At 38.7% G+C, this 14,090-nt stretch carries 13 protein-coding genes; 9 read left to right on the top strand and 4 right to left on the bottom strand.

Going from position 1 to position 14,090, the window contains the following annotated elements; translation table 11 throughout:
* The first annotated feature begins 69 nt into the window (after nt 1-69).
* Both CTN01_RS08705 and CTN01_RS08710 read left to right on the top strand, forming a co-directional pair.
* Nucleotides 70-1,011 (top strand): hypothetical protein, encoded by a 942-nt coding sequence (locus CTN01_RS08705; RefSeq protein ID WP_045130108.1) that lies wholly within the window; start codon nt 70-72, stop codon nt 1,009-1,011.
* Entirely contained in the window at nt 986-1,423 is a 438-nt protein-coding gene (locus CTN01_RS08710; RefSeq protein ID WP_045150650.1) for a DUF1240 domain-containing protein, read from the top strand. Before CTN01_RS08705 ends, CTN01_RS08710 begins: the two co-directional genes overlap by 26 nt.
* A 370-nt stretch (nt 1,424-1,793) precedes the next feature.
* Here CTN01_RS08710 and CTN01_RS08715 read toward each other — a convergent pair whose 3' ends face one another.
* From CTN01_RS08715 to CTN01_RS08725, 3 genes are all read right to left on the bottom strand, one after another.
* A complete protein-coding gene (locus tag CTN01_RS08715; protein WP_045150569.1) occupies nt 1,794-2,237 on the bottom strand; it encodes a hypothetical protein in 444 nt (147 codons plus the stop codon).
* A gap of 415 nt (nt 2,238-2,652) precedes the next feature.
* A complete protein-coding gene (locus CTN01_RS08720; RefSeq protein ID WP_045150568.1) occupies nt 2,653-3,210 on the bottom strand; it encodes a sugar O-acetyltransferase in 558 nt (185 codons plus the stop codon).
* A 137-nt stretch (nt 3,211-3,347) separates the two neighbouring features.
* On the bottom strand, nt 3,348-4,238 hold the full coding sequence (locus tag CTN01_RS08725; RefSeq protein ID WP_045150567.1) for a LysR family transcriptional regulator: 891 nt from the start codon (nt 4,236-4,238) through the stop codon (nt 3,348-3,350).
* A gap of 110 nt (nt 4,239-4,348) precedes the next feature.
* Here CTN01_RS08725 and CTN01_RS08730 point away from each other — a divergent pair, with 110 nt between their 5' ends.
* Complete coding sequence (locus tag CTN01_RS08730) at nt 4,349-5,020, top strand: type 1 glutamine amidotransferase domain-containing protein (RefSeq protein ID WP_045150566.1); 672 nt, start codon at nt 4,349-4,351, stop codon at nt 5,018-5,020.
* A 174-nt stretch (nt 5,021-5,194) separates the two neighbouring features.
* Here the strand turns inward: CTN01_RS08730 and CTN01_RS08735 are convergent, their stop codons facing one another.
* A complete protein-coding gene (locus tag CTN01_RS08735) occupies nt 5,195-5,767 on the bottom strand; it encodes a cytochrome b/b6 domain-containing protein (RefSeq protein ID WP_045150565.1) in 573 nt (190 codons plus the stop codon).
* Between the two features lie 198 nt (nt 5,768-5,965).
* Here CTN01_RS08735 and CTN01_RS08740 point away from each other — a divergent pair, with 198 nt between their 5' ends.
* The 6 genes from CTN01_RS08740 to CTN01_RS08765 all read left to right on the top strand — a co-directional run bounded on the left by CTN01_RS08740 (nt 5,966) and on the right by CTN01_RS08765 (nt 14,039).
* Entirely contained in the window at nt 5,966-7,810 is a 1,845-nt protein-coding gene (locus CTN01_RS08740) for a hybrid-cluster NAD(P)-dependent oxidoreductase (protein ID WP_173425950.1), read from the top strand.
* Nucleotides 7,811-8,187: 377 nt separating this feature from the next.
* A complete protein-coding gene (locus CTN01_RS08745) occupies nt 8,188-9,594 on the top strand; it encodes a cytochrome-c peroxidase (protein WP_045150564.1) in 1,407 nt (468 codons plus the stop codon).
* Nucleotides 9,595-9,788: 194 nt separating this feature from the next.
* Complete coding sequence (locus CTN01_RS08750) at nt 9,789-11,774, top strand: bifunctional metallophosphatase/5'-nucleotidase (protein WP_045150563.1); 1,986 nt, start codon at nt 9,789-9,791, stop codon at nt 11,772-11,774.
* 424 nt (nt 11,775-12,198) lie between these two features.
* Complete coding sequence (gene cspE / locus CTN01_RS08755; protein ID WP_005366290.1) at nt 12,199-12,408, top strand: transcription antiterminator/RNA stability regulator CspE; 210 nt, start codon at nt 12,199-12,201, stop codon at nt 12,406-12,408.
* Nucleotides 12,409-12,595: 187 nt separating this feature from the next.
* The gene (locus tag CTN01_RS08760) at nt 12,596-13,267 is read left to right on the top strand and encodes an ABC transporter ATP-binding protein (protein ID WP_045131118.1); all 672 of its coding nucleotides are present in this window, start codon (nt 12,596-12,598) and stop codon (nt 13,265-13,267) included.
* Nucleotides 13,260-14,039: an ABC transporter permease gene (locus CTN01_RS08765; RefSeq protein ID WP_230627009.1), complete on the top strand. Its 780-nt coding sequence runs from the start codon at nt 13,260-13,262 to the stop codon at nt 14,037-14,039. The genes CTN01_RS08760 and CTN01_RS08765 overlap by 8 nt, the downstream gene beginning before the upstream one ends.
* Nucleotides 14,040-14,090: the final 51 nt, after the last annotated feature.

Raw genomic sequence — 14,090 nt, forward strand, 5'->3', positions numbered from 1 at the left:
TGGGCAAATTATTGCCTAGTCACTTTATTCTTTATAATGATTCAAATTCAATAAACTTCTCAATTTTACATGGCTAACTCTCTCACATGGCTATCTCCGCCAACAGAATTTAATCGTCATGACAGCTTAGTAAAACAGGCTGAACGCGCTGAGCAATCAGAACTAGCCAAAGAAGCTAGGGCGAAAAAAACACTTGAAGAAATTGAGCGAATCAATGCTAAAAGCTCACTCAAGCATGAACAATTAATGAATGATATCTCTGGGAATGGAGTGTTTACTGGGCAATGTACACTTCAAGAAGAATTAGAAAAGAATCATCAAGCTGTGTTGCTTCTCACTGAAGAAGATTCATTCCATACCATTAAAAACTTGATTGATGATCGATATCATCAAAAAGGTCAAATACCATCAACATTGATTCTGAAAGATATTGATAAAACGAAAACATGGGCTGAATACTTAGCAACTGGTTTTGGGGCTGTTAAGTTAGCCCAAGCCTTTGGCGATTTTGGTGTGACAGCGCGATATTCAGTGATTAAAGGGAAAACACGTGTATCAATTGCCTCTCGTAATAATGGGCAGCAGATGTTACGGCATGTTCTTGTTAACGGAATGCGTCTTAAGGTAAACGGAAAAAAGACTTACGCGATAGATAATCCGAAAGTTGTTCAACTAGGATTAGCTCCAAAACAGCGTATAAGTACAGGTATAAAAGCTGGTGCTATGACCATGATTATTTCAGCCGCTATAAACACCAATGATCTGATTTTTAACGATGATTATGATTTTTATGATTGGTTTGGAAATATAGGGGCTGACTTCATTAAAACAGCGATAGCACTATATGGTACAGAGATAGTAGTAGGTGCAATTATCGGGCTGTCAGGTGCTGTTGCTATTGTGTCAATAGCCGTAATATCAATATTATTAACTTTAGCAATTGATGATATATTTGAAGTTAAAAACGTATCAGGAGAACTAACAAATGCGCTCAGAAAATTGCAATCATGAAATTACTACAAGAAAAAAAATAAATTTTTTGTTTGCTGCATTATTTTTGAGTGCCCTTTGCTTTTGGTTTTTATATTCGTGGGGGGTATCTATTTATGAAACATATATGTTGGCAAACTCAATTAAATTTTCAGTTGGGGGGACATTTGCTGGATTCTCTTCTATTGGTGTTATCGTCTGGACATGGTTGGCTTTTATCACAGCCATGAAGACTAATAAAAAAGCATCTAATAGCTGGAATGATAAACAAAAGAAAATGCATAATAAAATGTTAATTTCATGCTGTGTTGTTGCTGTGATTATTAGCTCTATCTCGTATTTTTATATTGATAATCGTTTAATGAATAATGGATATACTGTTAAAACGAAGTACACTAATGTGAATATATATAAAACCTACACAAAAAACTAAAATGAAAAGTGAGTACTATATAAATAAGTACTGTATTCTTTTCGCCACCACCTATTAGATCGCTTTAATAAAATTACTGCTAAATGACCGTCCATCGTGGCGGTCTTTTTGTATCCTAAAAGGTACTTTATAAGGGAGGCATTCATACTCTTTCTAATATCTACCTGCTTTGGTAGAGCAAGTCACCTAACAAGCTTCTGTCCAAAAGTTACTTAGAAGTGGGTTAGCCTATTACCTTTGGTTGCTCTGTTTGTATCTGTTTTTTATATATGTATAAAAATAGAGATCCTTAACTAATTGAGAGTGAAGGATCTCTTACTTGTATCTTATATGCTTTTAACTAAATATAGATTTAGCAACGGGATGCTAATTATCTTAAAACTTTATTTTTCACTGATTCAGAAAAGTACATTAGGTCGATGGATAAACCTGCCATTGTTAGCATCAATCGCCACGGGCCATAAGGAATACATTCTTTTCGGTTTTCTGCTAACCAGTAGTTAATCGTACGATTGTACTTAGGCGAAATATTTAATTTTAATGCGATATCAGTTTTTGTTAACCCTTTTTCCTGCATTAAAAAATCAACGACTAATTGCACTTGATGTTTCGTTGGTGGGACGTAGTTAGGATCGTCAGCAAGCAAGAGGCATGGGCTATCGATATTCAATTCGTCACAACTAAACAACATAAGATGTTTGATATGCGCTTTAGCTAACTTTGTTAGTTCATCCAACTTAGCGTGAATACGCTCATATTTTTCGCAATCATTAAGCATACTGTCTAAAGTAATCATTGCTATTTTATCTGTCATACGATACGGCAAGTGTTTCCACTTGCATCCTCCTTTCGATTAGATGGTAATTCGAGACATATCATAGAAATTCAAAATATTTTGAAAGCTTGATGTATTTAGGGGTGGTGATCTTTAGGGAATACCTTATCGATAATATGGAAGAATAAACCTGCCCATACTCATCGTTATAACTTGCAAAACTTCATCAAGAAAGTACCCATATTTTAAATTTCTTAGCTACTGAAACTCTCGCACAGTCTGCTTTTCATTTATATTAAGTCTTATATTAAGACAGGCAAGTTAATAAATGTCTTAGAATGTAACATTCAATTATTTACTAGATAGGTGTTCGTGAGACACAAAGTATTAGAGCGATAAAAGTACATTATATTGTTATGCATCATGCATAAGATTATTGCTAAACCCTGATCGCCTATTGGTTCTCATGAATAATTCTGATTAACTTTGCAGGTGTTCCACCATATAGTGAGTCAGGTGGTACATCGGTATTAACCACTGAGTTAGCGGCAATTACAGAACGCGCACCAATGGTCACACCTTTATTGATCACGACATTGCCCCCAATCCATACATCGTCCTCAATCGTAATAGGATCACAAATGGTTTCCCAGTTACGGCGATTGAGATAGTTTAGATCATGGCTAGCACAGTAAAGCTGGGTGTTCGGGCCAATCATTACGTTATTGCCAATAATAATTTTAGCGCCATCCAACATTGTTACGTTCATATTGATGAAGGTCTTTTCTCCAATCGAGATCGTTTTACCGAACTCACAATAAAAGGGGGAGCGGATGTGACTCGATGCTGAAATCTTTCCCATTAGCTGTTGAAATAGTTCATGACGCTGAGAGTCATCTGTACTTTGATTAATGGTCTGTAATAAGTTCGAAGCATTTTGACGAATCTGGTTAATACAGTCTGCGCCGCCGTCAAAGTCTTCACCTGCAAGCATTTTTTCGAATTCAGTCATGTTGTCTCTCAACGTGCTATAGATTTATTTGAAATAAAAACGTTATGTTTACTTACTGATTTATATTGTTATTGAGTAAGTAATCCCCAAGAAAATAGAGCCAATCTACCCAAAAGATGAAAGCAATGGTTAAGGGGTTATTTATGCAGCGAATCCCAATCAGAGAAATAATTAATTAAATAGTCTATTGCCAAGCGAGCACGCACAGGGAGAAAACGTTGGTTTTGATATACGATCCAACTGCTATTACCTTTACCCCAAAAATCTTGCAGTATCGGAATAAGTGAACCTGAATCTAACCCTTTCGCTAGGCTGCTTTTTGGCATATACGCGATGCCTAGCCCTTCTTCGCATGCCGATATAACAGCATTAGAGTTATTGCTTTTCCATCGACCGTGAACACGGGTATTAATGGTGTTGCCTTCTTTTTCAAAGAGCCAGTGGTCATTATTGGCAATAATGCAGCTATGTTGTTTCAATTGGCTAGGGTGAGTAGGCTCTCCATAACGGGTTAAATAGTCTTGGCTGGCAACTGCAGCCATAGGGCGATCAACGAGTTTTCTCGCGACTAAACCTGAATCTTTTAGTGCCCCATAACGGATCGCAAAGTCGATACCATCTTCGATAAAATTCACCATACGAGAGTTAAAATCCATCTCGATAGTAAGATCTGGGTAAGACTTCGCGAATGCCATTAGCGCAGGAGCGACATGCTCTTCGGCAAATGCACCAGCAGCGCTGACACGTAATGTTCCACTCAGCGTAATTTGCTGTGTGTTTAAGCTTTCGCTGGCTTGTTGTAACCCATTTACCAGCCCTCTGCATTGTTGATAATACAGTTGTCCAGCATCGGTTAAATTGACCTGTCGGGTTGAGCGAGCTAATAAGGCGACACCTAATCTCTCTTCTAATCTTGAGACTTGTCGACTAACGTGGCTTGTGCTGCAACCTAGCTGTTTAGCCGCAGACGAAAAGCCATGGCTTTCAGCGACTGCAACGAATTCAATGATCCCATCGAAACTATTCATAGACTTTTATCTTTGCTATTTAACAACAATGATTTTCCAATTTTCTGTATTATCAGCCATATTGATTTGAATTAACATGTTTAAGCACTCAATAATTCAAGGAAAAGACAATGAAAAGGATCCTGATCCCTGTAACGAATCATGCAACTCTGGGCGATACTGACCAAGCGAATGGTACTTACTCACCAGAGATAACGCACGTTATCCATGAGCTGACTGCAGCTGGTTTTGACTATGAAATCGCATCGATTAAAGGTGGTAAAGCGCCACTTTATGGAACGGATATCGAAGGTGATGAGGTAAACCGTATTGTGTTGGCGGATGATAATTTTCAGAACCGAATCAATAATACGATTCCCGTCTCGCAAGTGAATATTGATGAGTACGATGCGGTATTTTATCCAGGTGGCTTTGGTCTGCTATCTGATCTTTCCACCAATACTGACTTTGCTCAATTAGCAGCAAAACACTACGAAAACGGTGGCGTTATAGCGGCGGTATGTCATGGCCCTGCGGCACTGCTTCCTATTACATTAAGTAATGGTGACAGCCTACTTAGATCTATATCGGTAACGGGATTTACACGTGAAGAAGAAATAGATTTCGGTACTATTACTCATATTCCATTTTTATTGGAAGAGGCGCTTTCAAGAAAGGCAGCGCGCTTTAATAAAGTACAGCCTTGGCAAGAGCTGGTTATCGTTGATAAACGAGTGATTACTGGCCAAAACCCTACCAGTGCTCACGGCGTTGGTAAGGCGATAGTGACATCACTGACGTAATTATATTGTTGATATATTTAAAAACTATCTGATATGAAATAGCTCATTGGTTTGAGCTATTTACTAACATGACATTCGTTTTCGATGATAAATATCATAGTCTAGTAATGTTTGCTCAATCATGGGATGCAAACATTACTAGGCTATGCTTTTTGTTTTAAAGCGTGTTTAAAATCAAGCGAACTTCTTACGTTCAATAATGAAGTGAAGCAGTGCCATACAACCATGACCAATCAAGTATGCTTCAATTAAACCTGTCAGAGATTTATGGATCTCTCTCGCATCGTTGGCATAAGGTGAGTGACTTAACCACAGTGCTAGCCATAGCAGTGCAGCTGTTTCAATTAAGATCAAAGCGCCAATACCTAAACCTTGAATAATATTCCCTAAGCCTTTTTCTCTTGGCTCGGGCAATTTACCGTGGCGTAGTTGTTTTAAGTCATCGAATAGAACGGCGTTGTCACCAAAAAGATAAGGGAAGAATTGGCGGAAGGATTGTTTAACTAACATATAGCTAATCATTGCCAGCGTGACGACAACGGTCAGTATGCCAAGAATAATGTGCACCCATAAGAAGAGGGTAGAGAAAACACCACCTTCAATTTTACCTGCATGGGTCATGCTCATTAAATTACTATTTAAGATCTGTAAGATCACTAAAGCGGCCAATGAAGTATGAATATGGCGTAGCCCCGTATTGGGAAAGTAGTGTTTGATGTAACGCCAAAAAGAATTAAGTAGCGGCATAGTAAACCTTAATCAGACGGTATAAAAAGAAGATGATTGATAAGCGAAATTTAACATAAGGGGACAAAATAGGCAGAGAGAAAAGCCTGTAATGTAAATATGCATTTTTAATGCGTAAATAGCTTAAAAAGGATCGATAGATTTCTTTTTCAGGTCTGTTAATACTGCGTTACACTATTGCTGCCAACACATATTGTCATGGAGAGAGTAGTGAGCAAACCTTCAGAAACACCACAATTATCCCAATTAAATGTCTTCCCCGTAAAATCAATAGCAGGTATCAGCCAATCTAAAGTTTGGGTTGAAAAACAGGGGATCAGTTTTGATCGTCGTTTCATGGTTGCGACCCTATCAGGCGATATGATCACGGCACGTAAATCTCCCAAGATGGTAAAAGTGAAAGCGGCGTTAATTGCCGATGGCATCGTATTGAGTTACGAAGATAAAGCCTGTTTAGTATTGAAGTATGCTCAATTTGATATGGCTGAAGCGTCATCAACCGTTTGGGGAGATACATTCATCGCCTATACCACGACTGAGCAAGCTAATGCATGGTTTAGTGATGTGCTAGGGCAACCCGTTCAGTTGTTGTTTACGGGTGAGCAATCAAATCGTCTTCGTCCTAAAATTAGTCAAAATGTGAGTTTTGCTGATGGTTATCCGCTATTAGTGATCAGTGAAGCCTCGCTTCAAGCGCTTAACGAGCGTAGTAGTGAGCACCACACAATGGATCAGTTTAGAACCAACTTAGTGGTAAGTAATACGGAAGCGTTCGCAGAAGATGGTTGGAAACGTATTCGGATTGGTGAGGTTGAGTTTGAAGCGGTCAAACCTTGTGCTCGATGCATTTTAACCACGGTCGATCCTAAATCAGCAACGTTTAGCGAAAGTAAAGAGCCGTTGGTTACGATGGCAAAATTCCGCGCCGATGAAAAGGGAAATGTCTATTTCGGGCAAAATCTTGTGGCGCGTAATGAAGGTATTATTTCTGTTGGTGACACCATTGAAATATTAGAAACGAAACCGAAAGAAATATATGCGGATAACAGTGAGCAAAAATTACAGCTTACGTGTGTAGAGCGTGAAGATGTAGCACAAGATTTCACTACATTTTGGCTGGAATCTCATCAAGAAAACCAAGCGTTACCGACTTATTTACCGGGGCAACATTTACCTATTCAGTTAGAAGTGAATGGTGAATATATTTCTCGTCGCTATACATTATCTTCTAGCCCATCACGACCGGGGCGTTATGCAATATCAGTAAAACGGGTTAATGACGGTCGCATTTCTAATTGGTTACATGAGCATTTTCAAGTTGGTGATACATTGGTGTCTGAATCGCCAAGCGGTGATTTTCACCTAGGAGTTCATACTGATAAATTATTATTACTCTCGGGTGGTAGTGGTGTAACACCAATGATGTCGATGCTACGTTATTTATCCGATCATGATTTAGTGCGTGATGTGGTGTTTTATCATCAATGCCGTACAGAAGCTGATATTCCTTATTTAGAGGAATTACGTGCAATAGAAGAGAAGCATCCTTCACTTGATTTACGTATCGTATTAACGCAACCAAAACGCGACTGGCAAGGTGAATCTGGACGACTAAGCATTGGTCATTTAGCCATGATGAGTGATTTAGATAAACGTCAGGTATTTGTTTGTGGTCCTGATGCGTTTATGTCGTCTGCGAAAAAGTTATTGCTCAATATGGGAATGGCAGCTTCTCGTTATCACCAAGAAGCGTTTGGCCCTGTACGTCATGCACTTGAAGAAAAAAAGACGGTCGAATTATCAATTGATGGACAGCTTTTCCAAGGGAATAACCAAGCGACATTATTAGAGCAAGCAGAAACGGCTGGTATTAATATGGATTATAGCTGTCGCGCTGGTTTTTGTGGGGCTTGTAAGGTCACAGTGAAATCTGGAGAGGTAGAACAACCAGAGGTTCCAGCACTTTCATCGCAAGAGCGTGCTGAAGGGAAAGTGCTAGCATGTTGCTGTGTTCCTAGAAGTGATCTAGAAATAATTAAATAGTGAGCTATGGGTAAATTAGAAGGCAATGTAAGTAATTACATTGCCTTTTTTATAATCATTAACATATTAATTTTTATGATTATATTTATAGTTGATGATGTGATTTTAATATTTAGATAAAAAATAAAAAAGAGAATTAAATTTATCAATTTTAAAAATTGATCTAGAACAATAAAACAAAGAGTTAATATTTAATAAAATAATACGGCTTCATTAACATATGAATTTAATGCACTGATATTAATAAGGTAAACATAAAACTTATTGTTAAAATTGTGTTTTATCGGATTTATCTATTGTGATGTCCACTTTTTCCAGATGGATATCTACATTAGAAGCGATTATTTTCTCGTGAAATAGTTCTTTTAGGTATATTCATGAAAAAATCATCGTATATTGCATTGGCAATAGGGGCGGGTGTTTTAGGTTATTTGGCAACGGTATACGCCGTTGATCAAGGAGATAAAAAGCTCCATCAACAATACCTTTCACAAGCTAATTTGGTTAAAGTCGACCCTCTTTCTCAGCAAGCTTTTAAGATTTTTAACCAAAAAGGTTGTCAGTACTGCCACACAACCAACAGCGAAATGCCGTTTTACGCTAACTTACCCGTGGCAAAACAGTTAATGGCACATGATGTTAAAAAGGCACTCCGTCAATTTAATATCACAGCATTAATGGATCAGGTTCAGCAGAATAAACCGATCTCCCAGGTTGAATTAGCAAAATTAGAATCTGTATTAGATGATGGTTCAATGCCACCAAAACAATACTTATTCATGCATTGGCGCTCAGATTTATCACCGCAAGAAACGGATGTGTTATTAAAGTGGGTTAAAGAAGAGCGTGCTAAATACTATTCTGATCCACAGGTTGTTGCAGAATATAAATATGATGCGGTACAGCCTATTTCTACCACCTTTGAAGTGGATGAGGGAAAAGTTAAATTAGGTGAAGAGCTTTACCATGATAAGCGTTTATCGGGTAATAATACCGTTGCTTGTTCAACGTGCCATAGCTTAACTGGTGGTGGTGTTGATCACTTAAAAACCTCAACTGGTATTAATGGTGCAAAAGGTCCAATTAATGCGCCAACGGTGTTTAACTCTGTGTTTAATATCCATCAATTCTGGGATGGTCGTGCTAAAGATCTGCAAGAGCAAGCTGGTGGTCCACCAATGAACCCTATAGAGATGGGAGCGGGCTCTTGGCAACATATTATCGATAAACTTGATAAAGACTCGGCATTAAAAGCACAGTTTACTGCGCTCTATCCTAAGCAAGGGATCAGTGAATATAGTATTACAAATGCGGTTGCTGAATTTGAAAAAACACTCGTTACGCCAAATAGCCGTTTTGATAAGTTTTTAAAAGGCGATAAAACGGCATTGACGCAACAAGAGCAAGAAGGGTATGCATTGTTTAAAGCGAATAAATGTCAAACTTGCCATAGCGGTCAGGCAATGGGCGGTTTATCGTTTGAAGTGATGGGGCTGAAAGGTGATTACTTTGGCGACCGTGGTCATGTAACTGAAGTCGACAATGGTCGTTTTAATGTCACGAAAGATGGCAATGATATGCATCGCTTTAAAGTACCTACATTACGTAATGTGGCATTAACTGCACCTTATTTCCATGACGCGAGTGCTACAACATTAGAGCAGGCTGTTAATGATATGGCGCTGTATCAAGTTGGCGTGAAACTAAGTCAAAGTGATATTGAAAAAATCACCGCTTACCTTAAAGCGTTGACTGGTGAATACAAAGGTCAACAGTTGCAATAACTTTGTTATTTAGATGGTTTCAAATGGCTTCTTATGTACTTTCAACTAGAAAGACAAACATAGAAGCCATTTTTTATATATTCCAAATAAAAAGGCAGTTTGAAAGAATATTATTTTGATATCCGTTACTGAAAAGGTTTTAAATGTGGAGTATGCTGCTCGCGCAAACGATTATAATGGAGTAAGGATCTCGTATGTTTAGCAAGCCTCTTATCGCACTTTCTATCACTTTAGCTATTTCAGGGTGTGTAACAACACCTATCGTTCAACACCAACCTTTTACGCTAACGGTCGCACATATTAATGATACCCACTCTAATTTCGACCCTGTGAAATCTAGTTTTAAAGCTGACGATACCAAAGTTTATAACGAGTTTGGTGGCTATCCACGTTTGCAAACGATGGCGAAAGAATATAAAGCTGAAGCAAAAAAAGATAATCAAAGCTTACTATTCTTACACGGTGGTGATGCTTGGCAAGGTAGTGCTTACTTTAAGCTAAACCATGGGGCAATGAATGCTGACATGCTAAGCAAAATGGGCTTAGATGCAATGGCATTAGGTAACCATGAATTTGATTTAAATAATAAAAAATTAAATGCTTTTATCGGTAGTGTTAATTTCCCTGTGCTTGCAGCGAACGTAGATGCTAGCCAAGATGCTGATTTGAAAGATCAAACTAACTTACGTCCTTACCAAATTTTTGCTTTTGATGGCAATAACAAGACAATCGTTAAAGATATTAACCACTTACCTAAAGATAAAAATCTTGTTGCGGTATTTGGTATTGCCTTAGATAACATGGCAAACATTGCACCTAATACGGGTGATGTGAAATTTTACGATATGGTGAAAACGGCACAAGCCACCGTCGATATGCTAAAGAGTAAGGGGATTGATAATATTATTGCGCTCACGCATATCGGTAATGCGGTAGATCTTGATGTTGCTTCAAAAGTTAACGGTATTGATCTGATTGTTGGCGGTCACTCACATACGTTATTAGGTGACTTTGCTGACTTGGGTTTAAACAATAATGGCATGTATGCCCAAATGGTGAAGAACCCAAATGGTACGACTGAAACATGTGTCGTTCAGGCGGGTGAGTATGCTCAAGCGATTGGCCGAGTAAATGTAAGCTTTGATGCGAACGGTGATGTGGTGAAGTGTGCAGGTCACAATACCTTACTGAGTAACGATGAGTTCTACCATCATGCTGATCGTAAACAAAGCGATATGTTTACCCCTGTACAAACTGCAATCGTTGAAAAATTCATCGACAATCATGATAAAATCACGATCACAGATGAAGATGTTTTATTACGCCAACGAATTGATACTAAATATAAACCAGCAGTAGATAAAGCGTACGGTAAAACCATCGCTCAAGTGCCAGTAGAAATAAAACATGAGCGACGTCCTGGCGATCGTGGTACAGATAAGCATGGCTCAGATGTCGCGCCTATTATGGCTGAAGGTCAATATTACTGGGCGAATGAGCCTCAAGTTCAAAAAGTAACGGGTATGAAAGTGGACTTTGCTTTGATCGGAGCGGGTGGCATTCGTACTAATATTGAGGCTGGCGAATACCGCGAAGGTAATGTGTCATTAGAGCTTTTACCGTTTTCAAACTTTATGTCTGTAGTACCACTTAAAGGTGCTGTGATTAAACAGTTATTACAACAAACGGTTTCTGCAACGCTGCCTGAAGGCTCTCATGCTGGTAAATTCCCATATGGCGGTCATATTCGTTATAGCTTTACCGAAACAGAAGCCAATAAAGCAGGCAAGCTTAATAATGTTGAGGTGATGACTGGCACAGAAAAGAACCCAGTTTGGACGCCAATTCAAGATAATAAAACTTACAATGTTGCAGTAAATAATTATAACGCAACGGGTAATGATGGTTGGACACCTGTTTATCAAGCGCAAAAGGATCACTCTGGACGTGTCGATTTAGCGTATGTTGATGGTAAGTTAACAGGCTTTAAGGTTAAGAACATTGAAAAAGTAGGCGATAAGTACCAAGTGAATTACCAAGGAGCTGCGCCAAACTGTAAAGCCGCGAACATGCGTTGTAATACAGATGCTCAAGCTGTGATTGATTATATTCAGCAAAGTCGTCCTAACCTTGTACCGCTAAATTATGAAGTTGTTACGCTAGATCGCGTACAAAAATAAACCTCTGCGGTTTTAGGCAAATAAAGTATGCGTCCTACATGTGATTAATAAAAGCGGTAGGGCGCTTTATATTTTTTGGAATCCTCTAAAAGTGATAGTGAAAACGCGATTTTCATGAAATATGAATAGAATATTAACTGGTATATTCGTCTTTAACCTTATGATATTTATTGTTTTTGTTACCCATGATATTAAAAACTAAATTATTTCAAAAATAAAGCTATACAATTCCCTAAATATCATTACTATAGTCCTCGGCCTGTAAGTCAGACCTATTTATATGTAACATTATGTTTTAGAAAATCTTCGCTGTAACGCTATACCAGTGTCATGAAGCTTTCCACTCATAAGCTATAACGTAAATAATTCTTTTCTGGCTACATACGCATTTTTGCGAATTATTTAAAAAATATTGGAGACTCTCATGTCTAAATCAACTGGTATCGTTAAGTGGTTTAACGAAGAAAAAGGTTTCGGTTTCATCACTCAAGACAACGGCGGCGCTGACGTATTCGTTCACTTCCGTGCTATCACAGGCGAAGGCTTCAAGACTCTTGCTGAAGGTCAAAAGGTTTCTTTTGATATCGAACAAGGTCAAAAAGGCCCACAAGCTGCTAACGTTGAAAAAGCTTAATTCTTTTTTGCGTTAAATGTTTGAAAAATGCCGACGCTATGTCGGCATTTTTGTATCTGTCATCTGCTAAAATCATCTCTTCCTCTCTATTTATACCTTTATTGGTATCATTACTCTAAAATTATTTGAGTCACTGTTATTGCTCCCATACACTAGCTTTATTCGTTGTGTTTTCGGTTGCTATATCATGCCTGCTAATACTTACCCTTCTTCTTCTTCTCGTTATCTTATTTTTAATGAGCTGCGCTCTGGTTTTGAAGCATCTTCAGTTCCTCCTCTTTCAGTAACACTCCAAGTTGGGCAGCACCTTGCTATTTCAGGTGTTTCTGGTTGTGGTAAAAGTAGCTTGTTACAGGTGATTGCTGGCTTAAAAGCCCCTCAGTCTGGTGAAGTACTTTATAACGATCAGCAAATAGGTGAGAGTGCTTTGCATTTTTGGCGTCAGCAGATCTGTTATTTTCCTCAGCAAGTTGTAATGGGAGGAGAATGCGTGCGTGATGTACTTCACCTGCCATGGCGACTTAAAGCGATAACCCATTTGCCGTTACCAGATGAACAAGCATGCCTTTCAGCGCTAAGAAAAGCCGGTATTGATGTGCTATTAGAAAAAACGATAGCTTCTCTTTCTGGTGGTGAAAAACAGCGTGTTGCTATTGCCAGAGGGTTACTGATGCAGCGAGAAATATGGTTAATGGATGAGCCAACATCTGCGTTAGATCCCGTTGGGCGTGATCATATTATTCAGTTGATTGAAGAGAGTGCGTTAATATGTATCTCGGTATCACATGATCCTGTTTGGCTAACAAGTGCAACACACGTACACACTATGTCGTTGAGTAAGGATGAGCGTAATGTCTGAATCAATCAATAGTACTTTGGATATTCATTGGCTGGCGATGGCGGGTTTCTACCTACTGTTACTTATCCCAATATTTTTGTTTCATCGTTGGCAGTTAGGGTTAAATCGCACCTTAATTAATGGCGTATTACGCATGACACTACAGCTATCTGTTGTGGGTATTTATCTTCATACCTTATTTGGTTTGCAGAGTGTGGCGATAAACATGCTGTGGCTAACTATCATGGCATTAATGGCAAGCTATACGATTTGTAAGCGGGCTGAGGTGAATATAAAGCGTGTTTTGCCTGCGGTAATAGCAGGGCAGTGTGCTGCATTACTGGTTGCTTTACCTGTTATGCTGATAGGGGTAATTCAAGTAGACCCTTGGTGGCAAGCACAATATATGATCCCAATCGCTGGTATGCTGCTTGGTAATAGCTTAATGGCAAATGTATTAGCGCTATCACGCTGGGGGAGTTTATTAAAAGATAATCATCCTGAGTATCAGTATTACCTGTCATTAGGAGCCCCTGATCCTGCTTTACCTTTTATACAAACAGCAGTTAAAGCTGCATTAACCCCACAATTAGCCGCGATGACGACATTAGGGATTGTCAGTTTACCTGGAATGATGACAGGACAAATTTTAGGTGGAGCGGCACCGCTGGTGGCAGTGAAATACCAACTAGTGATTATGGTCGCGATTTTTATTTCTGGCGTGATTTCAGTAGCTACCACATTGAGCATTGTTAGGCGGGTAACATTCAATGCTTACGGTGAAGTGCAATAAGTACTATTTTCGGCAATAAAAAAGCAGCGATTAGGCTGCTTTTTTATTAAG

The sequence above is a fragment of the Photobacterium angustum genome, assembly GCF_003026365.1.
Taxonomy (GTDB): domain Bacteria; phylum Pseudomonadota; class Gammaproteobacteria; order Enterobacterales; family Vibrionaceae; genus Photobacterium; species Photobacterium angustum.